Here is a 26983-nt window from a genome sequence, read left to right on the forward strand (position 1 = left end):
CATGACACACTCCTACGACTTCAGGGCACTCGCACTCACGATCGTCATCCTGATCGTCGCGCTCGGCGCCTGGGAATTGTCGACGAACACGGAAATCCTGCCGGGCGCCGGTGAGATGACCGAGTATGAGCGGCTGATGGGCGGCGGCAGCCAGAATGCCGGCGTTCCTGCGCCTTCTGCGGTGATGCAGAAGGCGTGGGAGGAGCTTTCCGATCCCTTCCACAACACCGGCGCCAACGACAAAGGCATCGGCATCCAGATTGCCTATTCGCTGATGCGGGTGCTGACGGGTTATGCGCTTGCAGCGATCATCGCGCTGCCGGTGGGCTTCCTGATCGGCATGTCGCCGCTGATGTTCCGGGCCCTCGATCCCTTCATCCAGGTGCTGCGGCCGATTTCGCCGCTGGCGTGGATGCCGCTTGCGCTCTTCATCATCCAGGACAGCGAGGCCTCGTCGATCTTCGTGATATTCATCTGCTCCATCTGGCCGATGCTGATCAACACGGCGTTCGGCGTCGCCTCGGTGCGCAAGGATTGGGTCAATGTCGCCCGTACCCACGAGCTGGGGCCGGTGAAGACGGCTTTTCAGGTGATCTTGCCGGCCGCTGCACCGACCATCGTGACGGGCATGCGCATCTCGATCGGCATCGCCTGGCTCGTGATCGTCGCCGCCGAGATGCTCGTCGGTGGCACGGGCATTGGCTACTACGTCTGGAACGAGTGGAACAATCTCGATCTCACCAGCGTGATTTTCTCGATCCTGATGATCGGCGTCGTCGGCATGGCGCTTGATGCCGCATTCGGCCGCCTGCAGCGCGCCGTCACCTACACCGAATAGGAGATCGTCATGACAAGACCATTCCTCGAGATCGACGGGCTGGCCAAGCGGTTTCCGGGCAGCAAGGACGAACAGCTCACCGTTTTCGAAAACGTCAACTTCGACATTCAGAAGGGCGAGTTCGTCTGCATCATCGGCCATTCCGGCTGCGGCAAGTCCACCATCATGAACGTTCTCGCCGGGCTGGACGAGCCCACCGAAGGCGTGGTGACCATGGATGGCCGGGAAGTATCGGGCCCGAGCCTCGATCGCGGCGTCGTCTTCCAGAACTATTCGCTGCTGCCCTGGCTGACGGCGCTGAAGAACGTGATGTTCGGCGTCAAGGCGCGCTTTCCCGCCTGGTCCAAGGAAAAGGTCGAGGAGCACAGCTACGAATATCTGCGCATGGTCGGCCTGACCAACGGGGCTGAGCATCGCAAGCCGTCGCAGCTTTCGGGCGGCATGCGCCAGCGCGTCTCCATCGCCCGCGCCTTCGCGACGCAGCCGAAGCTTTTGCTGCTCGACGAGCCTTTCGGGGCGCTCGATGCCCTGACGCGCGGCACCATCCAGGACGAGCTTTTGAAGATCTGGCAGGACAGCGGCCAGACGGTGTTCATGATCACCCATGACGTCGACGAGGCGATCCTTCTCGCCGACCGCATCCTGCTGATGAGCAACGGGCCGTTCGCCGAAGTTGCCGAAAGCGTGGTCATCGATATTCCCCGGCCGCGCAAGCGCGCCGAGATGATCCACCATCCGGCCTACTACAAGATCCGCAACCACCTCGTCGATTTCCTGTCCCGACGCTCCGGCGAGATCGCGGCGAGCCCACGCGAGCCCAGCGGTGGGCGGCGCCAGCCGCTGACCGTGCGCCCCGGCGCGGACGACGAAAAACCGACCCCGGACGCCGAACGCGTCCGTCCCCATCTCGTCTCGCTCGCCGGCTGAGCTGGACGTTTCAACGCCATAACCAACACGAGGAAACGCTGACCATGATGAAGAAAATCGACGTCACGGAAATGATCATCGAAAAGAAGCGCACCGCAGGTCTCACCTGGGAGAAGATCGCGGCGGATATCGGCATGTCGGAAGTGTTCACCACCTCCGCCTGTCTCGGCATGAATGCCTTCCCGCGCGACAAGGCCGATCTGCTGGTACGCAACCTCGGCCTTCCGCAGGAAGCGGCGCTGGTCCTTGCCGAATTCCCGACGAAGATCTTTTCGCAGGCGGTCCCCACCGACCCATGCGTCTACCGTCTCTACGAGATCGTCGCCGTCTACGGCGACACGATCAAGGAACTGATCAACGAGAAGTTCGGCAACGGCATCATGAGCGCGATCGATTTCGACATGGAGATCGACCGGATTCCGAGCCCGAAGGGCGATCGGGTCGAGCTCAAGATGCGGGGCAAATACCTGGCCTACAACGCCTGGTGATCTGAACCACGGCGCGGGCGGGGCGTGAAAAGCCCCTGCCTGCACCGCATCGATGCCCCCGACTGGAGATCTGAACGATGTCGCGACCGCCCTTGCCCCCTTTTACAGCAGAGACTGCCGCCCAGAAGGCGCGCATGGCGGAAGATGCCTGGAACACCCGCGACCCAGGCAAGGTCGTTTTGGCCTATACGCCCGACACGATCTGGCGAAACCGTGCCGAGTTTCTGCAAGGGCGTGATGCCGTCCAAGCTTTTCTTAAGCGCAAATGGGCGCGCGAGCTCGACTATCGCCTCATCAAGGAGGTCTGGGCGCATCATGACAATCGCATCGCGGTGCGCTTCGCCTATGAATGGCATGACGACAGCGGCAACTGGTTCCGCTCCTACGGCAACGAGAACTGGGAGTTCTCGCCCGAAGGCCTGATGCAGCGGCGCATCGCGTCCATCAACGATCATGCTATTTCGAGCGAAGAACGGAAATTCCACTGGCCGCAGGGCATTCGGCCCACTGACCATGCGGGATTGAGCGACCTCGGGCTTTGATGGCGTTTTGATCCGTCAACGGCAGCACGTCCGGAGGTAGCGCGAGTTCTTCTTCCGATGGCTGCAGCTGGCACCTCAACCGCTGGCTCTTCAGCCGGTACCTCTGGCGACACTGGAACGACAGCTGGAGACCTGGCCGCGGGCTCGGATAACGCCATCACAAGCGCAAACATGACGCAGATCCGTGCTTTCGTCGAAACTCAGCAATAATTAGAACAGAGCCGGCCGGAGCAGAAACGAACCTGTTCCGGCCGGTTCGCTCGTCGTGTGATTGTCGCATCCCGTGGCAGCCGACGAGCAACGAAACCAAGCGGGAATGTCTGGGAGATCTGCGGGTTCAAGAGGCAAGCATGCGATCTCCAGCATCGTCGCGAGCACCCCTGCAGCCCGCGAACGCACCGGAACATTCGCCAAGGCTTCCACTTCGTTACCTTCAATGAGGAGGTCGTGTTGTGATCGACCGATCCCCTGTTGTCCCCCCGCCCGGTCCAAAAGGCCTCGCACCCGCCTTATCTCGGAACATCGATGCGCTTGAGAAGCGTGAGACCGAACATCAAGCTCGTGCGACACTACAGGAACGGCTCGCTCAGAGTGTCACGAGCTTCACAGGCATTATGGCCTCCGTCTATCTGCACTTGGCGTTTTTGGCTCTTGGATCTTGATCGATCTAGGCCTCACGCCCATCGAGCCTTGGGATACCTCGCTCGTGGTGCTGGCCATGATCGCCTCAGTCGAAGCCATCTTTCTCTCGACATTCGTGCTGATCAGTCAAAACAGGATGGCGGAGCTGAGTGACCGCCGAGCCAAACTCGACCTCCAGACCAATCTGATTGCCGAACACGAGATCACGAAGCTCATTTCCATGACAGCCGCCATTGCGCAAAAGCTCAACGTGGAAACACCTGCAGAACAAGCTCCGTTTTCGACCGATAGGTATTCAGCAACTTGATGCGATGACTCTTGGTCATGGTCCCGAGCCTTGTTGGATCGAACTTCGGTGACTGGACCATGTTCCGGACAGGCGCCGAAAACGCATCAACAACAGGCAAGGATTCAAGCTCTTCACGAGCAGCCCGATCATGGACCGATGGGCGGCGGGTTTGGCTTTTTGCCGACGAGGCCGGCTGTATCACGATCGCTTAGAGCCAGGAGCGCGCCGCTCGACTGCACGACACACGCATTGCTTCTGAGTAGAAGCTGCACCAGGCGCGACGGCTTTGCGCCCGGTGCAATTGGCGAGACGTGCGGGACGAGCGGTTTAGCTGGCGCCGGCCGCTCCCTCGGCGCGTGACGTGGTCAATGCGTGCCGTTCGACAACCGCAGAGACGATCACGCCAGCAACAAGGGCCCAGAAGGGTGCGCTGATGCCAAGCAGCGTGATGTTGGAGAGTGACACGGCGAGTGCAACGAAGGCACCGGTCTGGTTGCCGAGTGACCGTCCGAACGCGTTCTGAAGGGCAGCGAGAAGCACGCCGATCATGGCGAGGCCGGCAACGGTTCCGATCAGCGCTCCGGGCAGAGACATGACGACGGGCACAGCGGCGCCCGCGACGATGCCGAATGCACCGAACAGAATGCCGTTGACCACTGTCGCGGCGTACCGGCCTTCCTTGTTGTCGCCGGCCTGCTCGGAGGAGCAGATCGCGGTCATCGGGCCGGCGATGTTGGCGTTGTGGCCGCCGAGCAGACCAGCCGCCACGCCGCCTACACCCGAGATCACGGTCATCATGTTGATCGGCGGCTTGTAGCCTTCGGCCATCAGCACACCGGTCGCCTGTGCATTTTCGGCACCGATGACGAGCAGTGCCAGCGGCACGGCAATCGCGAGGAAAGCGTCGAAGGTGAAGGTCGGCGCAGTGAACTCCGGGAACACGAAGGCGATGTCGGTCGCAGCGCCGCCGATGGAACCGGTCGCAAAGGCGGCAATGAGGCCGGCAACGAGTGCCGCAAGCACCGGCGGGATCGTCTTTGTCATGCGCATCGACACGAAGAAGGCGATGATGGCTGCGCCCGCGATCAGCGGCGCGGTGCCGAGCGAGCCGACGGCGCCGGTCGCAAAGCGCATCAGCGCACCAGCAATCATGGCCATGACGATCGGCATCGGAATCCAGCGCATCACCTTGCCGATGAGGCCGGAAATGCCGAGAACGAAGACGATCACGCCTGCCATGATGAAAGCACCCACGGCCTGATCGAAGGAGAAGGTGGCGAGCGAACCGGCAACCAGCGCGGCGCCGGGGATCGAATAGGCGCCGGTGACCGGCTGCTTGTAGCGCAATGCCAGGAACAGGCTGATCAGCCCGCCCAGAAAATAGATGGCAAACAGCCAGGCGACGGTCTGGCCGTTGGTCAGGCCGCCGTCATTGGCAGCTCCGATCACGATCAGGGCCGGGCCGGAGCAACCGAAGATCGCGGCGACGAGGCCGGCGCTGAACGACTTCACCGTCAGATGCTTGGGCAAGTCGCGCAATCCGGACGCGAAGCCAGGCGCTGGTTCGATGATATGTCTTGTTTCCGTATTCATTGAAATTCCTCCCAGAATGGGCCGCGTCCCCTGGTGCGGCCCGGTGAAAAAATGCCGGACCCGTTCGCCGGGCCCGGCCTGATGTCAGCGGCCGACGAAGACGGCCGCCCGCTTTTCGTGGAAGGCGTTGACCCCTTCGCGGAAATCGTCGGATTGGCGCAGGCGGCTGTAATTCAGCCCTTCCAGCTCGATCGCGGTGGTGAGCAGCGCGTCGTCGGTGTCGTTCAGGAGCTTCTTCGCCGTGCGCTGGGCAATCGGCGAGAAGGCGATCAGTTCTTCGACGAGCGCATCGACTGTGGTTTCGAGATCGGCGTCGGCGACGACTTCGGAGGCAATGCCCCAGTCGTAGGCCTGCTTGCCGGTGATGCGCATGGAGCGCATGACGATGTTCTTGGTGCGCGTGACGCCAACCATCTTCTGCAGGCGTGCGGAGCCTCCGGAGCCCGGGATCTGGCCGAGCTTCTGCTCCGGCAGCGCGTAGCGCGTCGTGTCGGTCGCGATGCGGAAGTCGCAGGCGAGCGACAGTTCGAAACCGACGCCGAAGCAATAGCCGCGATTGGCGGCGATCACAGGCTTGGAGCAGCGCGCAGGTGCCGCAATGTTCCAGGCGAGCTTGGAAACATGTTCCGGGGTCGCTTCGAGGAAGCCCTTGATGTTGCCGCCCGACGAGAAATGCTCGCCCGCGCCGGTGACGACGATGATGCGAACGCGGTCGTCCTCATCGAGCGCTTCGAAGACGAGGCGGAGCTGGTCGCGCGCCAGCATGGAGACGACGTTATAGGGCGGCCGATCCAAGGTGATGTCGGCACGTTGACGCTCCGCGTCGATGACGACCGTGAAGCCGTCGAGGTCGGCGAGGCGCTTGTCGTCGAAAGTGGCTTTATCTGCCATGTGGGAAATCCTTCTGGTCAGCAGGCTGTGTGCTTATTGATGTTCGGGAATGCGTTGTTCTTCGCGATATTCGCCTGCAACCAGCATGCGGCGCAGGATCTTGCCGACGGGCGATTTCGGGATGTCCTCGACGAAGACGATGCGGCGGGGCCGGCGGAAATTGGCAAGGCCTGAGGTCTTGCAGTGCTGGTCGAGTTCTTCGGCCGTCACGTTGCCGCGACGCTTGACGAAGGCGGTGACGACCTTGCCCCAGCGTTCATCCGGAAGGCCGACGACAGCCACTTCGGCGACGTCGTCATGCAGCGACAGGCAGCTCTCGACCTCGACCGGCGACACATTCTCGCCGCCGGTGATGATCATGTCGTCGGCGCGCCCCGTGACGAACAGATCGCCGTCTTCGTCGAAGAAGCCGGTATCGCCGGTGAAGTACCACCCCTTGCGCAAGGCCTTTGCGGTCGCGTCGGGCCGGTTCCAGTATCCTTCGAAGGCTTCGTCGCTCTTGGCGAGGGCAATGATCTCGCCTTCCTCGCCCGGTGCGGCAAGCTCATCGGGATCGGCGGCATTCAGCTTGGCGACACGGATCATCTGGTTGATGCCGGCACGCCCTGCAGAACCCGGCTTGGCTGCCGCCTTCTGCTCGATGCTGAACGTGTAAATCTCCGACGATCCGTAGTGGTTCACGAACAGTTCGGGCTTGAAGGCGTCGTTGAGCTTGCGCAAAAGCCCGTTCGTCATCGAGGCACCCGCATAGCCAAGCTTGGTGACCGACTTCACGCGCGCGGGAGAGAAGCCTTCGTGATGCACCACGTCGTGATAGAGCGTGGGAACGAGATAGAGATTGGTGATCGCCTCGGCCTCGATAAGGTCGATCGCGTTGCCGGCATCAAAGCGTGGCAGGCAGATGAAGGCGCCACCGGTGAGCGAAGACGCTATCAGCGAGCGCACGCCCATCGTGTGATAGAGCGGCATGACGCCGAGCGTGCGCTCGCCATGGCGATAGAGGTTCTGCGCCACATGGGCGAGCGCTCCGGCCCGTTCGGCACGATGGCGGCGCGGCACACCCTTGGGCTTCGATGTCGTGCCGGACGTGTAGAGCATCAGCGACCAGTCTTCCGCCGAAGCCTGGGGCACGGCGAGCGGCGCATTCCCCTGCATCAGTTCAGCCAGCTCGGCGGCGGACTTGCGGATGAGGCCGGCCGCTTTGGCAGACGTTGCGACGGCGTCTTCGGTGACTTCCTCGTAGAACACCGCCTTGGCGCCGGAATCGTCGACCCCGTGATCGACCTCGTCGGCTTTGACCCGCCAATTGAGCGGCGTGACGATGATGCCGGCGAACTGGCACGCCCAGTGCAGCGACGCATTCTCCCAGCGGTTCTGCATGGCCGTCAGCACACGGTCGCCACGTGTCAGGCCCATCTCCCCGAGGCCCACGACCAGCGCCGAAATGCGCGCATACCATTCGGCATAGGTCAGCCGGGTTGCGCCATCCACGATGGCAAGCGCGTGCGGATCGCGATCCACACTCGCCACGAAACTCGTTCCCAGATCAAACATTGCTCTTCGCCTCCCTCCGGATTTCATCGAGAGCCGACAGCGCGGCCTCCACGATCGTCACGTATCCGGTGCACCGGCAGAGGTGACCGGAAAGATGGTCGCGCACCTCGTCGCGGCCCGCGTCTGGCCGTGCGCTGATCAGCGCATCGAGCGACATCAGGATTCCCGGCGTGCAGAAGCCGCATTGGAGGCCGTGGTGCCGCTTGAATGCTGCCTGGAGCGCAGAGAGCCGGCCTTCTCCGGGCGACAGCGCCTCGACGGTGCGGATGTCGGCTCCTTCCGCCTGGACGGCGAGCATCAGGCAGGCACGTGCCGGTGCACCATCGACCTGGATCGTGCACGCGCCGCAGACACCGTGCTCGCACCCGACATGGGTGCCGGTCAGGCCGATCTCGTGGCGGATGAAGTCGCTCAGAAGCATCCGGCTTTCCGCATCGGCCCTGACGGGCAGACCGTTGAGCTTAAACGTGACGGTCTTTTTCTCGTGGGCATTCAGGCGAGACATGCGGCAGCCTCCTCAATGGTGCGGCGGCCCAAACGCCTGACGAGTTCGCGCCGATAGCGGGCCGAAGCATGGATGTCGTCGCGGGCGTTCAGGTCCCAGGCGATCTCGTTCAGTGCATCGTCCAGACCGGAATCGTCGGGCAGCGGCACGTCGAAACGTCGGGGGCGGTCGTCCACGCCGGCAATGGCGATCGATGCGGAGTGCTCGGTCACGATGGCGGCCACCGCCGTGATCGCAAAATCGCCGTGGCGCCGTCCGATCTCGTTGAAGCCGTAACCGGTGCCATCGGCCCGGGCCGGGAACGACACCGCCTCGATCATCTCGCCCTCGGCGAGGTCCGTCGCCATCATGCCCAGGAAGAAATCTTCGGCACTGATCGTGCGCTTCTTGCGTTTGGTGCGCAGATGCACGCTTCCCCGAAGCGCAATCAGCGACAGCGGCAGTTCCGCGCTCGGATCGGCATGGGCAAGCGAGCCGCAGACCGTTCCGCGCGCCCGGGTCTGCACATGGCCGAGCCACGGCAGGGCCATCGCCACCAGCGGCAAGCGGGCGGCAAGATCCGGCCACGCTTCGAGCTTGGCCTGGCGCACGCCGGCGCCGATCACGATGTCGCCGCCGCTTAGCTCGATCTTCTGCAGCGCCTCAATGCGCATGATGTCGACGAGGACTGCAGGACGGGCGAGGCGCATGTTCAGCATGGGCACCAGTGACTGGCCGCCTGCGATGACGCGCGCGTCGCCTCCCGCTTCGTGAAGTGCGTCGAGCGCCTCATCGAGCGTTGCGGCCTGCAGGTAGTCGAACGCTGCGGGCTTCATGCGCGCCTTCCCAGAAGAGACCTCAATCGGGCCAGCACGCCGGTCGATGGAGCTTCGGCGGGCTTGCCGCGCCCGGCATACCGGGCGAGCGACTGGAAGAACTGGCCGATGACCACGCGTGCCGCGCCGTCGAGCAGGCGTCCGCCGATGGACGCGACCTTGCCGCCGATGCCGGCTTCGTAGCTGTAGGAAACGCGGGTGCCGTTTTCCGTCGCGGTCAGCGTGATGCGCCCCTGCCCTCGCCCGGATCCGAGAGCGCCTTCCGTGCCGCCCGAAAGCGTCACCGCCTCAGGTTCGACCATGTCGGACAGTTCGATATCGGCCCGGTAACGCCCCTTGACCGGGCCCACCCCCAGGGTGACATCGGCGCGGAAATGCGTGTCGGAAATCTTCTCGACCTTGTGGGCGCCAGGAATGATCGCTTCCAGCGTCTTGGGATCGAGCAGCATCGCCCAGATCTCTTCGCGCGTGGCGGAAACCTCTGCCGATCCTTCGCCCGACAGTGCGCGTTCGCCCTCGCGCGCCTTCAGCGGCTTCGCGTCGTTCTTCGGCCGGGCCGAGGGCTTTTCGTCGCCGTGGATGAGCGCCGAGATCTTGCTCGGCGAGAGCGGCAGCGTCAGGTCCTCGACGCCCGTGGCATCGGCGATGGCGTTGGCTATGCAAGCCGGCGTCGACATGCAGTTGCCTTCACCGACCCCTTTTGCGCCAAGCGGCGTGAAGGGCGACGGGCTTTCGAAATGGAGGATCACCGGCTCCGGTGTCTCCATCACGGTCGGGATCAGATAATCGGCGAGCGTTCCGGTGAGGAAAGCCCCGTCGGCGCCATAGGCATATTCTTCGTAGAGCGCAGCACCCACTGCCTGGGCAAAGCCGCCGCGGACCTGGCCATCCACCATGCCGGGATGCAGGATCGTGCCGCAATCATGCATCGTTACATATCGATCGATACGGGCAACGCCGGTGTCGCGGTCGATTTCCACGCCGCAGAAATCAAAGATGAAGCCGTGGCAGAGCGATGAATTGATACCATCCTCGGCCGTTGGCGCGGTCAGTTCGTCGGGCGTCCAGAACACGGTTTCGCGAATGGTCTGCCCGGTGCCTTCCGGGACAGTTCCCGGCGCCCAATGGCTTGCTGCGGCGACGCGCGCGAACGAGACGGAGTTGTCGGGATTGCCACGGTCGAACACCTTGCCATCTGCGAAGTCGACGTTGTCGGCAGTGACATTCAGCTGTGCGGCAGCAATCGTCGCCAATCTGCCGCGCAGCCGGTCAGCGGCCAGCCGCGCAGTGCCGGCGACGGCTGGTGCGAAACGGCTGGCATAATTGCCGGATGCGATCGACCAGGCGTCCCGGTTGGTGTCGAGTTCCGTGTTGACCCGGACGGCGCTCAGAGGAAGGCCCAGCCGGTCGGCGACGACCTGGGCGAGCACCGTGCGATGGCCCTGCCCTTGCGGCACCGATGCGACCTTGACGGTGACCGAACCGAGCGGGTCGATGCCGACCGTCGCCACGGCCTGTGCGCCGTTTTTCGGCCCGGCCTTGGCGCGTGCCTCCGGCGTCAGCAACGTGGTGATATAGCCCATGTTGGAGACGCTCGGCTCCACCGCGGCGGTGAGGCCGATACCGTATAACCTGCCTTCCGCACGGGCCGCATCGCGTCGGGCAATCAGTTCGTCGAGGCCACCTTCGGTGACGGCGCGGTCGAGCGCGGCGGCGTAATCGCCCGAGTCCAGAAGCGCGCCGCTCGCGGTGCGGTAGGGAAAAGCGCCGCTCGGCACCAGGTTTTTCCGGATCACATCCAGTCGGTCGAGGCCGAGTTCGTCGGCGATCTTATGGACGAGCCGCTCCAGCGGGAAATAGATCTGCGGGCCGCCGAAACCCCGGTTGAGGCCAGTGGGCGTCTTGTTCGTCAGGACGACCCGGTTGCGGATGGCGACATTGTCGATCGCATAGGCGCCGGTCATGTTGCCATGCATGCGGTAGAGCGTCGCCGGTTCGGGCGCCCTGAGATGCGCGCCGCAATCTTCGATCTGGTCCCAGGAAAGTGCCGTGATCCGACCGTCCGGTCCCACCGCAGCTTCAAGCGTCGTTACCCGATTGGTTGCCGAAACCGACGCGGTCAGGTGCTCCAGGCGATCCTCGATCCACTTGACGGGCCTGTCGGCAACGCGTGCAGCAATGGCGATAAGCACGACATAGGGAAAGACGCCCTGCTTGACGCCGAAAGAGCCGCCGGAATCCGGCGGGGTGCGCAGACGCATGCGGTTGCCGGGCACTTTTAGTGCACGCGACAGAACCGCGTGGATGGAGAACGGACCCTGGAAGTTCGCCGTGACGTCATAGGCGTCTTCGCCAGGGTCGTATTCGGCGATGACGCCATAGGTCTCGATGGGCGTGCAGGAATTGCGCGGATAGGCCGTCGTGATGGAAATGCGGTGTGCGGCAGCCTCGAAGGCAGCCTCGGGATCGCCGTAGCGAAAGGAACGCTGGTTGATCAGGTTCGTGCCGAGCGACGGATGGAGGACGGGCGCTTCGTCGGCAAGCGCCGCGCGCGAATCCATCACCGGCGGCAGCGTCTCGTAAGTAATCTCGACGAGGTCCAGCGCGTCCTCGGCGATATAGCGGCTCTCCGCCACCACGAGCACGACGGGCTCGCCGACATAGCGGGCGCGGTCGCGGGCCATCGGCCAGCATTCCACATCGGCCTTCACGCCGACGACGAGGCTGTTGGTCAGGCTTGCGACGTCCTCGCCGGTCAGGACCGCGTAGACGCCTGGATGCGCCTTGGCTTTATCAATGTCGATAGCCCGGATTTCGGCATGCGCATGCGGGGAGCGCAGGAAAGCGGCGTAGGCGGTATCGCGGCGCGTCGGCAGATCGTCGATGTAGCGTCCGCGGCCTTTCAAAAGGCTCGCATCCTCGACACGTTCGACAGACTGTCCGACGAGGCTTTGCGGCCTCGTTAGCTCGTTCATGGCGTCTCCTCCCTGGCGCATGCGTTGGAAGCAGCACCATGGCGTGGAGGAAACAGCCGTTGAGACTAGTCGGCGATACCGGGACGTCTCACGACTTACCGAGAAGTCTCAAATTGCGACCCGGCGAGGCGTGTAACGGAGCGAAACACACTTGGCGAGGACCCGGCGTGATCGTGGAAGAAGCGCGAGAAATGCGCTGGAACCGAGAAGCCGAGCCGCTCGCCGATGGCGGCGAAGGTCTCTTCCCCGTCGGAGACCGCGCTGACTGCGCGTTCCAGCCGCTGGACGTTGAGATAGACCCGCGGGCTGACGCGCATGACGCTTTCGAACTGCCGGAAGAAGTGCGCCCGCGACATGCCGACATCGGTTGCCAACGTGTCCATGTCGGTGATCACGCCGGGGTTCGCCGTCATCAGCATCACCGCCTTGCGAATGCGAAAATCGGAAGGTTCACGCGCGGCCAGCGCGCTGATCGACTGGGGCACGCTGCGCCAGGCGGTGAACCGCTCGATGACGGTGATCATCAGCCGGCCGAGCATGTCTTCGTGCAGCGCAGCAGCATCCGGCGCATGCACCATCGCCTCTGCGAGCTCGCGGGCGAGCCGCCTGATATCGGGTGTGATCGAGCCGGCTGCGGCTTCGAAAAAGTCCGGCGCGTCGCTCGCACCCCAGTTCTTGCGGAAGTGCTGCAGCCACTGGGGCTCGATATAGAGCGCCAGGATCACCGTCTTCGGCCGCGCCAGATCATGGTCGTAGGCGTGCGGCTCCCAGGCGTTGATCAGCACCGCCGTTTCATCGGTCAAGGGAACAGCACGGTCACGTACGAAGAACTGAGTGTCGGCGCCCTCGACCTTCAGCAGCACATGGCAGTGCGGATGCGCATGACGCACCAACGGCCTGTCCATGTCGAGCAATGCTACTCGACCAAATCGACCTCTGGCGATACGCAGTGCACTGGACATCGTTGGCTTCGTTGTTGATCGACCAACGCGCAAACTGCGTTGATCGGCTTTCGCTGTCAAATGTGGCAGCACGCAGAAGGATCGCGCCGGGTACCATTGCTCCGCAAGCATCCCGACGGTTCCACATCTCGACGTTCGACGACCCTGCTCCAGATTTGAATATTCTTCAATTATTGCCGCGCTTTCTGCTGCGTATTCGACCAATATTGCCGTAAATTTGGGCTTGTCCGCGCAGATAAACTCTGTTTCATTGAAGCGGTTCAATAAAGGCTTTCGATGAAACGCGCTCGCCCCACCATTTCTGATGTTGCCCGTGAGGCCGGCGTTTCGGTCGGAACGGTGTCGAATTACCTGAATGGCACAGCCAATGTGCGGCCGGCGACTAAGCTCAGGATCGATGGCGCCATTCGCAGGCTTGCCTACCGCCCAAGCACGTTCGCCCGTGCGCTGTCGACTGGCTTTTCCGGCGGGCGCGCGGGTGATCGGTCAGCGATGCCGCGGCTCATCGTCGTCGGCTATACGAGCGTCGACTACATGTGCCGGGTCGACGTGCTGCCCCACCGCGACGACCGGGTGACCGCCCATCACATCGAAAAGGGCCTTGGCGGCCCCGCTGCAAACCTTGCCGTTGCAGCCGCCGGCATCGGTGCCAACGGCACGTTTGGCCTCGACGTCGAGCTGGCCACCGCGCTTGGTGACGATCCAGACAGCGAATGGGCGATCGTCGAGCTCGCCGCCAAGGGCGTCCATGCGGTTGCCATCCGCCGGCCGGCCAACAACCGCCTTTCACGCTGTATCGTCTTCATCGAACCGAACGGCAGCCGCACCATCGTCAACGAACCTTTCGAACTCTCCGAAATGGATCTGACGGATCATTTCGAGCTGGATCGCGAAGACCGCACATCCTGCCTACACATCGAGGGCTACCATCTCGACCGCATGCGCGGATCGATCGGCCGGTTTCATGAGGCGGGCTGGTTGGTGACCCTTCACAGCGCCGGACTGCCGAGCGCAGCCCGGACACAGTCGGGGTTCCAGGACCTGATCGGTGAGCTCGATGTCGTCTTCATCGGCGACGCGATGCTTCGCGAGATTTTCGACATCCGGGTGTCCGGGCAAGATCTCGTCGACGCCATCGATGTGCGGCTGGCACGGCTCGAAAAGCGAGGCACGCTTGTCCTCACGCTCGGACCGATGGGCGCCATCGTTTTTCCGGCAAGCGGCGAGCCGCCCTTCGCGGTGGCAGCCCTGCCAGTTCGGCCTGTCGATGCAACGGGGGCCGGAGATAGTTTCGCGGGCTCGTTCCTCGCCTACCACCTCAACGGCGCCAGCCTTCGGGAAGCAGCACAATACGCCGCCGCCAGCGCGAGCCTCACCGTCACGACGGAAGGTGCGCAAGGCCGCACGGCGACCCACGAGGATCTCGTCGAGGCCCTCAACGAACACCAATTGCAGCAGGCTTCATGACATGGCCATCCGCACTGAGAGGTCGACCCATGGTTTTTAGAATGTCCGGCATCGTGAAGCGCTTCGGCGGGCTCGTCGCTCTCGACCGCGTCGATTTCAGCGTGGCCACGGGCGAAGTCATGGCGCTCGTCGGCGACAATGGCGCGGGCAAATCCACGCTCATCAAGACGATGTCGGGCGCCCATGTGCCGGACGAAGGCACGATCGAGATGGAGGGCAAGCTCGTCCATTTCCGCTCCCCACAGGAGGCTTGGGCAAGCGGCATCGCGACGATCTATCAGGAACTCGCGCTCGCCGGAAAGATGACGGTCGTCGACAACATCTTCCTGGGCCGCGAAATCAAGAAGCCCGTGCTGGGCGTTCCCTTCCTCGACCGCCAGGCGATGCGCAAACGCACCAGCGAGCTCTTGAGCCAGCTCGATGTCCATGTGCCGAGCATCGATTCCTGGGTCGAATCCATGTCGGGCGGCCAGCGCCAGGGCGTGGCGATCGCACGCGCGCTCAATATGGATGCCCGCCTGATCATCATGGACGAGCCGACCGCTGCTCTTGCCGTCGCAGAAGTGCGCAAGGTTCTGGAGTTCATCAAAAACCTCCGGGCCCAAGGCAAATCGGTCGTCCTCATCTCCCACAACATTCAGGACGTCTTTGAAGTTTCCGACCGCATCTCGGTCATGCGCCACGGGCGCTGCATCGCGGTTCGGGAGACGGCGAAGACGACGCCGCAGGAAATCATAGGTCTCATCACCGGGGCCCATGAGGTGCGCGCCGCCGCTTCGTGACGGCGCGAAAAGGCCAGCGGACGGCCTCAAAAAGATCCGTGAAGGCATAACCAGAAACAAGGGAACATCGACATGAAGAGCATTCTGAAAAGTGCCGCACTCGGCCTGCTTGCCACCAGCGCGATCGTCGGCGCTGCCCTCTCGCAGGACACCGTGCGCGTGGCATTCGTACCGCAGATCCAGGGCATCCCTTACTACGTCGCCATGGAAGAAGGCGCGAACCGTGCCGCCGAGGCATTCGGCGTCGAGTACATCCAGCAGGGCCCGACCAGCACGAACGCCGCCGACCAGCTGCGGATCTTCGAAAGCTTCGTCAGCCAGGGCGTCGACGTGGTCGGCGTCTCTCCGGTCGATGTCGAAACCCTAAAGCCCGCGATCGCCAGCGCCCGCGCACAAGGCATTCACGTCATCACGTCGGATGCCGATGCTGCCGGCAGCGAGCGCGAATTCTACGTCGCGCAGGCCATGGACCAGGATCTCGGCTACACGATCCTCGACGAAATGGTCTCCCGCACCGGCCCGGATGCCAAGATCGCGATCATCTCCGATGCACCGACCATCGCCAGCCTGAACGCCTGGATCGCGGCGATCCAGGAACGCGCTGAGACCGAGTATCCGGATCTCGAGATCGTGTCGGTCGACCACACCGACGGCACCGCATCGCGCGCCTTCCAGTTCGCGACCGACGCGATGACGCGCAATCCCGATCTCGCCGGCATCATCGGCATCGCGTCCACCACCTGCCCCGGCATCGGCCAGGCCGTAGAGGCTGCCGGCCGCCAGGGTCAGATCGTCACTGCCGGCTTCTGCTCGCCGAACACGGTCAAGGACTATGTGCTCAGCGATGCGATGACCTATTCGGTGCTGTGGAACCCGGCAGACCTCGGCTACCTCACGGTCTGGGCGGGCAAACAGGTCGCCGACGGCGTCGCCTTCGAGGCCGAGCCTTCGGTCGATGGGCTTGAAGCCAATGTCCGCTGGCTGGAAGACGAAAAGATCCTGCTGCTTGGCGACCCGATGGTCTTCACCAAAGAGAACATCGAGCAGTTCGACTTCTAAGAACCGCCTGCAGCAGCACGCCCGCGCCGCCATCGCCACCGGATGGCGGCCGGGCGCTTCGAAGGATTGATCATGGCTTCCGTGGGTGACACCCGCCCTCAACTGCGCCTCGTATCGCCGACGGCATCCCGCGAGCTCGCGCTGCTCGCGGCGATCGTCGTCGTCAGCATCGTGTTCGCGACCGCATCGCCCTATTTCCTGACGGTCAACAACCTCGTGCAGACCATGCGCGCCGGGTTGGAGCTCTCCATCGTTTCGGCGGGCATGACGCTCGTCATCATCATGGGCGGCATCGATGTCAGCGTCGGGGGCATCGTCGCAGTCTCGGCGATCGTGATCGGCAAGGCCTATCAGGCCGGTCTGCCCGTCTATATCGTCACGCCGCTCGGGTTGATGGCGGGGACGGCGCTCGGCGCCTTCAACGGCTTCGTCACCGCCAAGCTGAAAGTGCCGCCGATCATCGCGACGCTCGGCTCGATGTACATTTTCTCGGCCATCATGTTCATCGTGATCGGCGGAGCGTGGATCTCGGGTCTGCCGGGCACACTGTCGCCGCTCGTCAACGGCTGGGTCGGCATCTTGCCGGCATCCGCGCTGGTCATCGCGGTCGTCTACCTCATCGCGTGGATCATCCTGCGCAAGCTGCCCTTCGGCAACCATATCTATGCGATCGGCTGCAACGAGCAGTCGGCCCGGCTCGTCGGCATCAATGTCGACCGCACCAAGATCATGACCTACGCGCTTCTCGGCTTTCTCGCCGGCGTCGCAGCGCTGCTCTATGTCGCCCGCCTGCGCAATGTCGAAATCAACATCGGCACGACCATCGCGCTGGAAGCGATCGCTGCAACCATCCTCGGCGGCACCAATATTCGTGGCGGCGTCGGCAGCCTGCTCGGCACGCTGCTTGGCGTCGCCTTCATCCGCATCATGCAGAACGGTCTCGTGCTGACGGGCGTCTCTTCGCTCTGGGAAACCGTGATCATCGGTTCGCTGCTCATCGTCGTGCTGACCGCCGATGCGCTGCGCAACCGCAACAATCCGAGGGCCCTATGACCGGACGCCCCACCGTTCTTGCCGTCAACGATCCTCTCAGGGCGCGCCTGATCCTCCTCCTCGCGCTCTGGCTCGTGGCGATCGCCGCGATGGCCGTGCTCTCCCCATATTTCTTCCGGGCGAGCACGGTGCCCTACCTGCTGCAATACGTGCCGATCCTTGGCCTTCTCGGGCTCGGCCAGACCCTCGTGATCCTGGCCGGCGGCCCGGGCATCGATCTTTCGGTCGGCTCCATCGTCTCGCTCGTCGGCGTCGCTGTCGGCGGCCTGTTCACGATGGGCGTCGACATCTGGATCGCTTCTGCCCTCGGCCTTCTTCTCGGCACCGCGCTCGGCTTCATAAACGGCTTCCTCGTCAACGTCCTGCGCATTCCGTCGTTGATGGCGACGCTTGCAACGATGTTCGCCTTCGGCGGGCTCGCGCTTGCCACGACCGCCGGCCGGCCGATCGGTGGCTTTCCGCCGGAATTCGCCTGGCTTGGCCAGGGTCGCACATTTGGCCTGCCCAACGCGTTTCTCTTCGTGCTTCTGCCGGTCGCCGTAATCCTGCACGTCATGCTGACACGCACCACGATCGGTCGGCACATCGTGGCCTGCGGCAATGATGATCGCGCAGCGCATCTTTCCGGCCTAAACGTCGTACGCCTGCGCATCGGTCTCTATGCGCTCTCCGGCACGCTGGCGGCACTCGGCAGCATCATCTCCATGTCGTGGTTTCTCGCGGCCAGACCCGACGCCGGCCGAGGCATGGAACTCCTTGCTGTCACCATCGCCGTGCTCGGCGGCACCCACATCTTCGGTGGAATGGGCGGCGTGCCCGGCACCATCGTCGCCATCCTCATTGTCACGACGCTGCAGATCGGGCTTCAGCTGGCCAATATCTCCGCGGCCTGGCAGCTCGGACTGATCGGCGTTCTCCTCATCGTATCCGTTTCCCGCCTCTCCGAGTGGCGCCGAGCGAAAGGCGCCAAATCCTGATGCAAGCCATCGATGTTCTCTGCATCGGCGATCTCGATGTGGACATGTTCATTTCCGTGCCTGCGATCCCCGGCTTCGACCAGAAGATCGCCGGCGAAAACCATGGTCAGATGCCGGGCGGCATGTCGGCCAATTGCGCTGTCGCCGTCGCGCGTCTCGGGCTTGCGTCACGGCTCGTCGCGGCGGTCGGCAGCGATGCGTCCGGCAGCTTCGCGGTCGAGAAAATCCGGGCCGATGGCGTGGATGTCGATCACCTGATCCATCGCGAAGATACCAACACTTTCATGTGCGTGGTGCTGATTTCGCCGTCCGGTGAGAAATCGCTCATCAAGCTCGAGACCGAAGCCTATCTGCCCTACGCCAATGAACTCACGGACGATGCCTTTGCGGGCGTGCGCCATGTCCACCTGACATTCGGTCGACCCGAGCTGGCACACAAGGCGCTGACCATGGCGCGCGTCAAGGGCATCACCACGTCGCTCGATCTCGAACCGCCGGACATCGCGCGCAATCCGAAACTGTTGCGATCGATCCTGCCTCTGATCGACACGCTGTTCCTCAATGCCGAAGCTTATGCGATGGCAGCCTCGGCTCTCGGCGAAACGCTTCTGCCTGCGCATCTTCACGAACATGGCGAAATTCTCGTGACGCTCGGCGCCCTGGGATGCAGGCGTCTCTCTGGAGAAGACCGGCTAGACCAGCCGGGGTTTGCCGTAGAAGCGCTCGATACCACCGGCGCCGGCGACTGCTTCGCTGGCGCGTACCTTGCGGCTCGGCTGGAAGGCCTTGAACCGCAAGACGCGATGATCCTCGCCAACGGCGCCGCAGCACTCGCCACGACCGGCATCGGAGCGCAAACTGCCATGCCGCTGAGGCGCGATGTCGATGCCTTCGTTGCGCGGCACACGGACAGACGACCGGACAAGGATATCCGTCCGGCTACGGGAGACTTGCATGCCTGAACGTCGCTTCGACCATGTGCGCGAACTGGAAGCCCTCGGCCTCGCCCCGCCCGACGACCAGACGATGCATTTCCTCTGGCAGATCGTCGATGAAGGCGTGTTGGGTGCTAGCCGTCACGTCGAACTCGGCAACCAGCTCATCCTGCATCTGATCGGATCAGGCTCCGATGGTGTGGATCGCGCCAGGCGCGCTGCCGCCTTCATCGCGCGCACACGGGGCCACGACACGCCCGTGATCGGCAACAGCCTCGACCTGCTGCTCGCCGGCATCGAGTCTCTCCCAGCTGACGAACAGGGCGCGACGTTGCGGGCCCGCATCGAGGACTGGAGCAAGGCGGCGGCGGTGCGCAAATCCGTGCTGGTCGACGCAGGCGTCCGCCATCTGTCTCAGGCGCGCGGCATCATGGCATTCGACTATTCCAGCACGGTGGCGGCCATTGTCCTCGAGCTTGCGAAAACGAGGCCCGATCTTCTCGTTGTCGTGCCCGAAAGCCGTGCGATCGCCGGCGGTGCGCGGCATCTGGAGGAATTCGTGCCCGCGCAGCTCAACCTCCGCTTCATCCCCGATGCCGCAATCGAGCACGGGCTTGCGATGTGCGATGCGGCGCTCTTCGGCGTGGAAACGCTGCGCGCCGATGGCAGCTTCCTCAACACGATCGGCAGCCGGATGATTGCGCGGCTGGCGGTGCCGATGGGCGTCGAGATCTACGGCGCGACGGATCTCATGAAGCTCGACCGCCGAAGCTATGGTGGCCACAGGCCTGAGCCAGCAATTCGCGGCTACGACAAGGTGCTGAAGGCGGGGCTGGAGATATCCGGCATCGAGCACGTCGACACATCGGCTCCCGAGCTGGAGGTCATTCCGCCGAACCTGACGACCGGGTTGATCACGGAATACGGCATCGTGCCGCCCGCGGCGATCTGGGCGCTCGGACGGGAGAAATTTGGCTTGGGAGAACGCCCATGAACGCGATGATGCAATGCGAGATCGAGGCGCAGGCGACCCTCCTGCCCGAACTTCAGCCTCAGCTCGCAGAGGCGGCTGACCGGTTGCCGCGCGCTGCGGGGCGTATTTTCGCAGGCGGCTGCGGCGATTCCGCATTTGCGCCCCAGGCGCTGCAGGATGTGTTTCGCGCGATCGGCGTGGACGTCGAAGCCAAGACATCGATGGAGATCGCCGCCTTCGCGACCTTGAAAGCGACGGATACCGTGCTTTTGTCGTCCATCTCCGGAGGCACGAAGCGCACGGTCGACGCCGCCAAGGCGGCACGCGCCGCCGGAGCCGATGTCATTGCCATTACGTGCAATGGCGAAAGCGCGCTTGCCGCAGCCGCCAGCCACACGATCGTGCTGCCGTTCACGCCGCTGTCGCGCAAGACGCCGCATACGCTGGATTATGCCGTCACCTTGCTGGCGCTTGGCGAAATTGCCCGTAGCTTTGCCGGGCTCGACCGAACTGTGCTTGCATGCGAGGCCGCCGATCTTCAAGAGCGTCTTGCCGCATCCGACGAACGTGCCCGCGGCCTTGCGGCAACATACAAGCCGGCCGGCAAGCTCGTTCTTCTCGGTGCCGGGTGCGACCTTGGCACGGCCAATTACGCAGCCGCGAAATTCCACGAAGCTGGCGGCCTGCTGGCGCTATCCGCCGAGACCGAGAACTTCATCCACGGCATGAACTTCATGCTCGAGCCCGATGACACGCTGGTCGCGCTCGCCTCCACGACGGCGGCAGAACCCCGTGCCCGGACAGTGACAGAAGCCTTCAGCGGCATCTGCCAGACCCATCTCGTCACCGAGATCGGCGGTGACCTGAACCCGGCAGGAGCCTTCCGCCGCCTGCTTGCCCAGACCTTCACGATGCAACTGCTCTGCCTTGGCATTGCCGAGCAACAAATGCTCAGCGTCGAAGAACCACGGGCCGGACGCGCCAACGCGGACGCGCACGCCAAGGCTCAGGGTCAAGCGATGGCGTTCAGTGCCGAGGGCTAGAGACGAGACCTGCGCATTCGCTAAAGCTGGTCATGGATTTTGTTGCGGAGTTTGACGAGGCCTGACCCGCCGAGAAGGTGCGCTTAGTTGCGCATGTCGGTCGATCTCGGTCATATTGCGTTGGTCGGATGAAGCGCGACCTCATCACCTGACTGAAGTCGATCACCTCGCCGGCCTCTTCGTTCATGCGAACGGGGGCAACATCGGCTGATTCCGCCCTGCCGTCCACAAACGGAAGACCTGCCAGCCGTCGCCGACGCGTAAGTGCGCGCTGATGGGCAGGAGTTGCGGGCGCAGGCGCCATCATCAGCATCTGCTCGAAGAACATGCGACATGCCAGTCTCGTTCCGAGCAAATTTGCTACCCTTTCGTGCGCGCTTCGCGCCTTCGCACGATTGCGTCAGCCAAGTACCGGCTGTCTTCGCCAATCGCGAGGAAACGACCCGATCCCCAGGTGTTCAGCCAGCCGAGGCCTATGAAATAGAAACCTGGCGCGTTCGTCACGCCGCGGTCGAACAGCGGTTTGCCGCGTTCGTCGAAGACATCGACGTCGATCCAGGAATAGTCCGGCCTGAAACCGATCGACCAGACGACCGAGGTGATGTTGAGCTCTTCGGCATCGATTTCAGTCACTTCCGTTTCCGGCCGCCAGACTTTCTGGAACGGAGGTTCCTCCGGAGCGTCGATGCCTTCACGCGCGATATAGGCATCGATCTGGTCGCGTATGCCGCAGTAGCTCCTGTCGGCATCATCGAGGTTCTTTTCGAGGTCCGGCAGGAAGGACAGGCGGTTTCCGTTCATGTCCGCCAGCGAGCCGTAGAGCGCAATGCCATCCTCGACCACGAAGCGGCGCAGATCGATCTCCTTCCCGCCGTCGCGGCCGGACATGTAGTGATTGGTCTGCGTCAGCGCTTTGATCGGATCAGGATGATTGGCGATCGTGATGGCGTAGTGCCCCATGTCATGGAGCCAGTCGGTTGCATCGCGGCCGCGATAGAGACGTGGGCTGCGCGGGGCGGGTCCGACGGCGAGATGCACCTTGCGTCCTGCCCTGACGAGATCCTCCATGATCTGAACGCCCGACTGGCCCGTCCCGACGACGAGCGTCGCTCCCTCGGGCAATTGCGACGGACGGCGGTAGTCGCGCGAATGAAGCTGCTCGATCGCCGGATTCAGGCGCTGCGCATAAGGCGGCACGATCGGCGCGTCGTAACCGCCGGTCGCAATCACCACCTGGTCGGCAAGCCATACGCCCTTCGAGGTCTCGACCTGATAGCTGCCTTCGAACGGTGCTATGCGGGTGACAGCGGTCTCCTCGATGATCGGTGGATCGAAGCTTTCCGCGAAGGCTTCGAGATAGTCGACGATCTCGTCCTTCAGCATGAAGCCGTGCGGATCATCGCCAGAGTAAGGGAAATTCGGCAGCCGGCATTGCCAGTTCGGCGTGACGAGGCAGAACGTGTCCCACCGGTTTACCCGCCAGGAATGGAAGCGGCGATGACGCTCGAACACCACGTGATCGATGCCACGATCGTACAACTGGCGGCTGACGGACAAGCCCGCCTGCCCGCCACCAACGATCGCCACCGACACCCTTCTGGATTGAGACGGCTCGGCGTCATGGGGCGCAAGGTCGTCCCGCACACGCATCGTCGACTGGTTGTTCGCCATCGCCCTATCCCTCAATTTTGATGCAGCGCACGCTGGCCGGCTTGGTGCCCGCGAGGGCGCTTGCGCGCGCTTCGATGCGGGCGAGCTCTGCCATGGCCGAGGAGCAGGCAAAACCGTATCTGGCGGCGACCCTGTCGGAGGCCTCGCCGAGACCGGTTCGTGCCTTGCCGACGAATTCGTCGAGCGAATAGCTCGCGCCCTCGGCGATGTGGTTCTTGATGACGGTCGAGGGCGAGTAGCAGCGCTCTTGCGCGCCATCCGGCCAGAGGACGGTGAAGTAGACCTCAGGCATGGGCAGGCTCCGCAACGGTTGGACGGATGTAGGGTTCGCGCTTCCAGTCCCAGAACAGCGCGGATTGCGATCCAGAGCGCAACGTGACGGTGCTGCCTCTCTGCACCCGTCCGATTTCTGCCACCGCGATGTCGCGGGCGGCGATGTGCGCGCGAACGGCGCCGGCGTCGTCGGGTTTTACGGACAGCAGATAGCCGAAGCTGGGAAACGTTCGAAGCCATCGCTCGAGCGCGACATCGGCCGGCAACGGGATGTTGTCGACATCAAGCGTAACCGCGACGCCGGAGCATTCGGCGAGCATCAGCGCGGTTCCGACGATGCCGCCCTGGCTGATGTCCTTACCAGCGCGCACCAGTCCGCTCTCCGCGAGTTCGGGCAGAAGCGCCAAATCGCCTCGCAGGCGGGCTGGTGGCACGTCCAGCGACGCGCAGTAATTGTCGAAGGGCGGCCTGTAGCTGCCCCGCATGTCGATAGCCGCCAGGAGCACGTCACCGGGCTCGGCATCGAAACTTGTGATCAGCGCGTTGGCGCTTCCGAAAACGGTCACGGCAAGGCCCAGCGCCGGGCTTCCGTAATTCGTATGACCACCGACAATCGGAACGCCATAGGCGTCAGCGGCATCGCGCAGCCCCTGCATGAGGGGGCGAGCAGCCTCCGGCGACGGCGCCCAGACCTGATCGATGAGCGCATGCGCGCGGCCGCCCATGGCAGCAATATCGGACAGATTGACCATGACGCCGCACCAGCCGGCAAACCATGGATCAGCAGCAACGAACTGCGGGATGAAGCCCTCGCCCGCCAGGAGATCATAGCCGCCGCCTTCGCGCGGCAGGATTGCAGCGTCGTCTCCCGGGCGCCCGATGCTCTCGTGATGAAGCCCGAGCGCGCCCGTGGCACCCGCGATGGCCAGCTTGCCGCGGATCGACGGATGGTGTCGCAGCGCACCCGCGAGAGCTTCAAGCGTCACGCGCGGCTCCCGTCGACATGCCAGTGTTGCGCAAGCAGTGCCGGCACGTCGTGGCAGACGGGACGCGGCACGGATGCGCGAGCGGCCTCCTCGCCTCCAACGAGGCTCAGCCAACCACTTTCTGGGTCGGCGATCGGCGGGTAGCGCGACAGGTCGGCCCGCATCAAGGCATGGGGAAACCCGTGGAGATCGACCTCGTCTTCCACCGACCAGGCGAGCTTCTGGAAAAGCGGCACGTTCTGCGCCTGAACATGGGCCAGGAAGGTGTGGCATCCACGTCCGTTGGCTGTGGAGACGGCAAGCTGGATAAGCTGCTGGCCAAGCCGCGCGACCGTGCGGAAGCGGCGATCGACGGCAAGCCGCGATCCCCACCACAGTCCGGGCTCGGGCTCGTGGATGCGCACGGTGCCGACGACTTCGTCGGGCTCATGGGCATAGGTGGAGAGCGCGACCAGCGTAGTTGCAACCGCGTCGATCGTATCGCTGTCGTGATCCTTGAAGATCTTTTGCTCGTCCACGAACACGCGTTTGCGAAGCGCGGCCGCTCCCGCCTTTTCGAACGGTGCGGCGGCTGCCTTGATGAAATAGCCTGGGCACCGAAACTGGTCGTGCTCGAAACGTATCATGCCGACACCTTCAGCTTTTCATAGGTCGACAGCGCCGAGCAGGCGCCGCAACGTCCGCATCCGGCCTTGATATCCTCCGAGCGCATGCCTGCCCGCACTATCATGGTGCCAAGCGGTTCGAGGATGGCGCGCATGAAGGCAGCGGCCGGCGCGGGATGGCTTTCGAGCGGGGTGCCGGAAATTGGCACGAAGGGAACGACAAAAGGATAGACGCCGAGAGCACAGAGCCGCTCGCTCATTGCCAGGATGTCTTCCACCGTGTCGCCGAGGCCGGCGAGAATATAGGTGGATACCTGCCCGCGCCCGAACACCCTGACCGCTGCTTCAAAGCTCGAATAATACTTCGACAGCGGGACGCTCGCCTTGCCCGGCATGATGCGCGCACGCACCTCGGGATTGACCGCCTCCAGATGCATGCCGAGCGCATCGACGCCCGCATCCTTCATGCGCTGGTGCCAGATATCGTCTTCCGGTGGCTCGCACTGGGCCTGGATCGGAAGGTCGACGGCGGCCTTGATCGCGCGGGCGCTTTCGGCGAGCACGGCCGCGCCGCGATCGGCTCCTCTCGGTGTTCCCGTCGTCATCACCATATGCTTGACGCCGTCGAGTTCGACAGCCGCCTTGGCGACTTCCGCCAGCTGCTCCGGCGTCTTTTGGGCGATGGTCCGCCCGGCGGCGAGCGACTGGCCGATGGCACAGAACTGGCAGGTCTTCTTGCGACTCTCATAACGGATGCAGGTCTGCAGTACCGTCGTCGCGAGCACGTCGCGGGAATGGAGGACCGCGATCTTGTTGTAGGGAATACCGTCGGCTGTGGTCAGGTCGTAGAAACGCGGCCGCGACGGAAAGCTGACTTTCGCGATCTCGGTTCCGTTCCGCATGATGCGCGAGCGACCGGAGCCGTCCGGCACATCGACGAGATACGGGCTCTCGAAGGCCGGGGCCGTGTGGACCGGGACCATTACCGTCGTGTCCCCGATCGTCACCGCCTTGTGGTCCGAAGGCCCTGCACCGCCGCGTCGGCTTTCGTGTCCGACGCGCGGATCGACGAGGCGCATGCCGCGGGTCTGGAGATCGTTGATCAGATCGGATTCACGCATTGGACGGCTCCTCGAGGCGTCTGGCGCCAAGCGGCGCATCCTGGTCGTCTTCTTCACCGTCGACGTCGTGAACTTGCCTGACCGGCCGCGCCTCGCGCATGTCGTGAACGAGGTGAAGCAATTCGGGCCGGGAATAGTGACCGACCGAATCCATCATGCGCTTGCGCTTGGCGATCAGCCGCATGTCGAGATCGGCGATCACCATGCCTTCACCCTCGGTCAAAGGATCTGCGAGATGGCGGCCTTCAGGCGAGATGATGCAGGTCATACACCCGTCTCGGAGGCCCTTCTGCAGTTTGGGGTCAGGATGAATGGCGGCGATCTGGACTTCGGTCAGCCAGCCGGTTGCGTTGACGACGAAGCAGCCGGATTCCAGCGCATGGTGACGCATCGTGACTTCGATCTGCTCGCCGAAGATTGGCCCGACAAGGCTGCCGGGGAAATGCGACGCATGGATTTCCTCGCTCTGGGTCATCAGGGCGTAGCGGGCGAGCGGGTTGTAATGCTCCCAGCAGGCCAGCGCACCGACGCGGCCGATCGCGGTGTCCACCACCTTGAGGCCTGCGCCGTCGCCCTGGCCCCAGATCATGCGCTCGTGGAAGGTCGGCGTGATCTTGCGGCGCTTGAGCTTGAGCGTGCCATCGGCATCGAAGATGAGCTGCGTGTTGTAGAGCGAGCCATGATCCCGCTCGTTGACGCCGAGCACAACGACCATCTTGCGCCGCTTGGCGGCTTCAGCGACTGCGCGGGTCTCGCCGGAAGGAACAGTCACCGCTTCTTCGTAGAGCCGCAGGTGCTCAGGGCCTTGCTGCACCGGCGGCAGCACGAAGGAAAAATAGGGGTAGTAGGGAACGAAGGTCTCGGGAAAAACGGCAAGGTCGGCGCCTTTATCGGCGGCCTCGGCGATCGCGTTGAGCACGCGCTCAACCGTTCCGGCGCGACCGGAAAGATCGGGCGCAATTTGAATTGCGGCTGCACGCACCGTATCGTTGCGCATCCTGGCTTCCTCTCCTCTAT

General features: G+C 63.6%; 26 protein-coding genes. 13 read left to right on the forward strand and 13 right to left on the reverse strand.

The features are described from left to right. Position 1 precedes the first annotated feature (1 nt). The 5 genes from ntrB (at position 2) to PU133_RS16730 (ending at position 3744) form a co-directional block, all read left to right on the forward strand. Positions 2-838 (forward strand): nitrate ABC transporter permease, encoded by an 837-nt coding sequence (gene ntrB, locus PU133_RS16710; protein WP_404862594.1) that lies wholly within the window; start codon positions 2-4, stop codon positions 836-838. Positions 839-847: 9 nt separating this feature from the next. Further along, positions 848-1765 carry an ABC transporter ATP-binding protein gene (locus PU133_RS16715; RefSeq protein ID WP_151986643.1) on the forward strand — a complete coding sequence of 306 codons (918 nt, stop codon included), beginning with the start codon at positions 848-850 and terminating at the stop codon, positions 1763-1765. A 44-nt stretch (positions 1766-1809) separates the two neighbouring features. Further along, the gene (cynS, locus tag PU133_RS16720; protein WP_286165545.1) at positions 1810-2253 is read left to right on the forward strand and encodes a cyanase; all 444 of its coding nucleotides are present in this window, start codon (positions 1810-1812) and stop codon (positions 2251-2253) included. Between the two features lie 77 nt (positions 2254-2330). Then, positions 2331-2795: a DUF1348 family protein gene (locus tag PU133_RS16725; protein ID WP_404862595.1), complete on the forward strand. Its 465-nt coding sequence runs from the start codon at positions 2331-2333 to the stop codon at positions 2793-2795. A gap of 658 nt (positions 2796-3453) precedes the next feature. Continuing rightward, complete coding sequence (locus PU133_RS16730; protein WP_404862596.1) at positions 3454-3744, forward strand: DUF1003 domain-containing protein; 291 nt, start codon at positions 3454-3456, stop codon at positions 3742-3744. A 309-nt stretch (positions 3745-4053) separates the two neighbouring features. Here PU133_RS16730 and PU133_RS16735 read toward each other — a convergent pair whose 3' ends face one another. The 7 genes from PU133_RS16735 to PU133_RS16765 all read right to left on the reverse strand — a co-directional run bounded on the left by PU133_RS16735 (position 4054) and on the right by PU133_RS16765 (position 13021). Further along, positions 4054-5256, reverse strand: coding sequence for a benzoate/H(+) symporter BenE family transporter (locus tag PU133_RS16735; protein ID WP_404862597.1), 1203 nt, complete (start codon positions 5254-5256; stop codon positions 4054-4056). Positions 5257-5403: 147 nt separating this feature from the next. Then, positions 5404-6210, reverse strand: coding sequence for an enoyl-CoA hydratase/isomerase family protein (locus PU133_RS16740; RefSeq protein WP_404862598.1), 807 nt, complete (start codon positions 6208-6210; stop codon positions 5404-5406). A 33-nt stretch (positions 6211-6243) separates the two neighbouring features. Beyond that, complete coding sequence (locus PU133_RS16745; protein ID WP_404862599.1) at positions 6244-7764, reverse strand: AMP-binding protein; 1521 nt, start codon at positions 7762-7764, stop codon at positions 6244-6246. Next, on the reverse strand, positions 7757-8269 hold the full coding sequence (locus PU133_RS16750) for a (2Fe-2S)-binding protein (RefSeq protein ID WP_404862600.1): 513 nt from the start codon (positions 8267-8269) through the stop codon (positions 7757-7759). Before PU133_RS16750 ends, PU133_RS16745 begins: the two co-directional genes overlap by 8 nt. Next, a complete protein-coding gene (locus PU133_RS16755; protein ID WP_404862601.1) occupies positions 8257-9084 on the reverse strand; it encodes an FAD binding domain-containing protein in 828 nt (275 codons plus the stop codon). The genes PU133_RS16750 and PU133_RS16755 overlap by 13 nt, the downstream gene beginning before the upstream one ends. After that, the gene (locus PU133_RS16760; RefSeq protein ID WP_404862602.1) at positions 9081-12059 is read right to left on the reverse strand and encodes a molybdopterin cofactor-binding domain-containing protein; all 2979 of its coding nucleotides are present in this window, start codon (positions 12057-12059) and stop codon (positions 9081-9083) included. The genes PU133_RS16755 and PU133_RS16760 overlap by 4 nt, the downstream gene beginning before the upstream one ends. A gap of 95 nt (positions 12060-12154) precedes the next feature. After that, on the reverse strand, positions 12155-13021 hold the full coding sequence (locus PU133_RS16765; protein ID WP_404862603.1) for an AraC family transcriptional regulator: 867 nt from the start codon (positions 13019-13021) through the stop codon (positions 12155-12157). 276 nt (positions 13022-13297) lie between these two features. Here PU133_RS16765 and PU133_RS16770 point away from each other — a divergent pair, with 276 nt between their 5' ends. From PU133_RS16770 to PU133_RS16805, 8 genes are all read left to right on the forward strand, one after another. Then, the gene (locus tag PU133_RS16770) at positions 13298-14488 is read left to right on the forward strand and encodes a PfkB family carbohydrate kinase (protein WP_404862604.1); all 1191 of its coding nucleotides are present in this window, start codon (positions 13298-13300) and stop codon (positions 14486-14488) included. Between the two features lie 41 nt (positions 14489-14529). Then, entirely contained in the window at positions 14530-15270 is a 741-nt protein-coding gene (locus PU133_RS16775) for an ATP-binding cassette domain-containing protein (RefSeq protein ID WP_404862605.1), read from the forward strand. Positions 15271-15342: 72 nt separating this feature from the next. After that, positions 15343-16329, forward strand: a complete 987-nt coding sequence (locus PU133_RS16780; RefSeq protein WP_404862606.1) for an autoinducer 2 ABC transporter substrate-binding protein — start codon at positions 15343-15345, stop codon at positions 16327-16329. A 72-nt stretch (positions 16330-16401) separates the two neighbouring features. After that, positions 16402-17382 (forward strand): ABC transporter permease, encoded by a 981-nt coding sequence (locus tag PU133_RS16785; RefSeq protein WP_404862607.1) that lies wholly within the window; start codon positions 16402-16404, stop codon positions 17380-17382. Continuing rightward, a complete protein-coding gene (locus PU133_RS16790) occupies positions 17379-18359 on the forward strand; it encodes an ABC transporter permease (protein ID WP_404862608.1) in 981 nt (326 codons plus the stop codon). Before PU133_RS16785 ends, PU133_RS16790 begins: the two co-directional genes overlap by 4 nt. Continuing rightward, the gene (locus tag PU133_RS16795) at positions 18359-19321 is read left to right on the forward strand and encodes a carbohydrate kinase family protein (RefSeq protein ID WP_404862609.1); all 963 of its coding nucleotides are present in this window, start codon (positions 18359-18361) and stop codon (positions 19319-19321) included. Before PU133_RS16790 ends, PU133_RS16795 begins: the two co-directional genes overlap by 1 nt. Further along, positions 19314-20288, forward strand: a complete 975-nt coding sequence (locus PU133_RS16800) for a hypothetical protein (RefSeq protein WP_404862610.1) — start codon at positions 19314-19316, stop codon at positions 20286-20288. The genes PU133_RS16795 and PU133_RS16800 overlap by 8 nt, the downstream gene beginning before the upstream one ends. Continuing rightward, a complete protein-coding gene (locus PU133_RS16805) occupies positions 20285-21310 on the forward strand; it encodes an SIS domain-containing protein (protein WP_404862611.1) in 1026 nt (341 codons plus the stop codon). The genes PU133_RS16800 and PU133_RS16805 overlap by 4 nt, the downstream gene beginning before the upstream one ends. Positions 21311-21670: 360 nt before the next feature. Here the strand turns inward: PU133_RS16805 and PU133_RS16810 are convergent, their stop codons facing one another. From PU133_RS16810 to PU133_RS16835, 6 genes are read right to left on the reverse strand one after another with little or no spacing between them, the layout of a single operon-like run. Continuing rightward, positions 21671-22981: an MSMEG_0569 family flavin-dependent oxidoreductase gene (locus PU133_RS16810; RefSeq protein WP_404862612.1), complete on the reverse strand. Its 1311-nt coding sequence runs from the start codon at positions 22979-22981 to the stop codon at positions 21671-21673. A 4-nt stretch (positions 22982-22985) separates the two neighbouring features. Next, entirely contained in the window at positions 22986-23273 is a 288-nt protein-coding gene (locus PU133_RS16815) for an MSMEG_0570 family nitrogen starvation response protein (protein WP_404862613.1), read from the reverse strand. After that, positions 23266-24240, reverse strand: coding sequence for a sll0787 family AIR synthase-like protein (locus tag PU133_RS16820; protein WP_404862614.1), 975 nt, complete (start codon positions 24238-24240; stop codon positions 23266-23268). The genes PU133_RS16815 and PU133_RS16820 overlap by 8 nt, the downstream gene beginning before the upstream one ends. Next, positions 24237-24866 carry an MSMEG_0567/Sll0786 family nitrogen starvation N-acetyltransferase gene (locus PU133_RS16825; RefSeq protein ID WP_404862615.1) on the reverse strand — a complete coding sequence of 210 codons (630 nt, stop codon included), beginning with the start codon at positions 24864-24866 and terminating at the stop codon, positions 24237-24239. Before PU133_RS16825 ends, PU133_RS16820 begins: the two co-directional genes overlap by 4 nt. Beyond that, on the reverse strand, positions 24863-25966 hold the full coding sequence (locus PU133_RS16830; RefSeq protein WP_126011387.1) for an MSMEG_0568 family radical SAM protein: 1104 nt from the start codon (positions 25964-25966) through the stop codon (positions 24863-24865). Before PU133_RS16830 ends, PU133_RS16825 begins: the two co-directional genes overlap by 4 nt. Beyond that, positions 25959-26963, reverse strand: coding sequence for a Nit6803 family nitrilase (locus tag PU133_RS16835; RefSeq protein WP_404862616.1), 1005 nt, complete (start codon positions 26961-26963; stop codon positions 25959-25961). The genes PU133_RS16830 and PU133_RS16835 overlap by 8 nt, the downstream gene beginning before the upstream one ends. Positions 26964-26983 lie beyond the last annotated feature (20 nt).

The organism is Georhizobium sp. MAB10, assembly GCF_045012825.1.
GTDB classification, from domain to species: Bacteria; Pseudomonadota; Alphaproteobacteria; order Rhizobiales; family Rhizobiaceae; genus Georhizobium; species Georhizobium profundi.

Coding starts and splice junctions, on each gene's coding strand:
- ntrB (WP_404862594.1), top strand. CDS start 2: ATGACACACTCCTACGACTTCAGGGCACTCGCACTCACGATCGTCATC.
- PU133_RS16715 (WP_151986643.1), top strand. CDS start 848: ATGACAAGACCATTCCTCGAGATCGACGGGCTGGCCAAGCGGTTTCCG.
- cynS (WP_286165545.1), top strand. CDS start 1,810: ATGATGAAGAAAATCGACGTCACGGAAATGATCATCGAAAAGAAGCGC.
- PU133_RS16725 (WP_404862595.1), top strand. CDS start 2,331: ATGTCGCGACCGCCCTTGCCCCCTTTTACAGCAGAGACTGCCGCCCAG.
- PU133_RS16740 (WP_404862598.1), bottom strand. CDS start 6,210: ATGGCAGATAAAGCCACTTTCGACGACAAGCGCCTCGCCGACCTCGAC.
- PU133_RS16745 (WP_404862599.1), bottom strand. CDS start 7,764: ATGTTTGATCTGGGAACGAGTTTCGTGGCGAGTGTGGATCGCGATCCG.
- PU133_RS16750 (WP_404862600.1), bottom strand. CDS start 8,269: ATGTCTCGCCTGAATGCCCACGAGAAAAAGACCGTCACGTTTAAGCTC.
- PU133_RS16755 (WP_404862601.1), bottom strand. CDS start 9,084: ATGAAGCCCGCAGCGTTCGACTACCTGCAGGCCGCAACGCTCGATGAG.
- PU133_RS16760 (WP_404862602.1), bottom strand. CDS start 12,059: ATGAACGAGCTAACGAGGCCGCAAAGCCTCGTCGGACAGTCTGTCGAA.
- PU133_RS16765 (WP_404862603.1), bottom strand. CDS start 13,021: ATGTCCAGTGCACTGCGTATCGCCAGAGGTCGATTTGGTCGAGTAGCA.
- PU133_RS16770 (WP_404862604.1), top strand. CDS start 13,298: ATGAAACGCGCTCGCCCCACCATTTCTGATGTTGCCCGTGAGGCCGGC.
- PU133_RS16775 (WP_404862605.1), top strand. CDS start 14,530: ATGTCCGGCATCGTGAAGCGCTTCGGCGGGCTCGTCGCTCTCGACCGC.
- PU133_RS16780 (WP_404862606.1), top strand. CDS start 15,343: ATGAAGAGCATTCTGAAAAGTGCCGCACTCGGCCTGCTTGCCACCAGC.
- PU133_RS16785 (WP_404862607.1), top strand. CDS start 16,402: ATGGCTTCCGTGGGTGACACCCGCCCTCAACTGCGCCTCGTATCGCCG.
- PU133_RS16790 (WP_404862608.1), top strand. CDS start 17,379: ATGACCGGACGCCCCACCGTTCTTGCCGTCAACGATCCTCTCAGGGCG.
- PU133_RS16795 (WP_404862609.1), top strand. CDS start 18,359: ATGCAAGCCATCGATGTTCTCTGCATCGGCGATCTCGATGTGGACATG.
- PU133_RS16800 (WP_404862610.1), top strand. CDS start 19,314: ATGCCTGAACGTCGCTTCGACCATGTGCGCGAACTGGAAGCCCTCGGC.
- PU133_RS16805 (WP_404862611.1), top strand. CDS start 20,285: ATGAACGCGATGATGCAATGCGAGATCGAGGCGCAGGCGACCCTCCTG.
- PU133_RS16810 (WP_404862612.1), bottom strand. CDS start 22,981: ATGGCGAACAACCAGTCGACGATGCGTGTGCGGGACGACCTTGCGCCC.
- PU133_RS16815 (WP_404862613.1), bottom strand. CDS start 23,273: ATGCCTGAGGTCTACTTCACCGTCCTCTGGCCGGATGGCGCGCAAGAG.
- PU133_RS16825 (WP_404862615.1), bottom strand. CDS start 24,866: ATGATACGTTTCGAGCACGACCAGTTTCGGTGCCCAGGCTATTTCATC.
- PU133_RS16830 (WP_126011387.1), bottom strand. CDS start 25,966: ATGCGTGAATCCGATCTGATCAACGATCTCCAGACCCGCGGCATGCGC.
- PU133_RS16835 (WP_404862616.1), bottom strand. CDS start 26,963: ATGCGCAACGATACGGTGCGTGCAGCCGCAATTCAAATTGCGCCCGAT.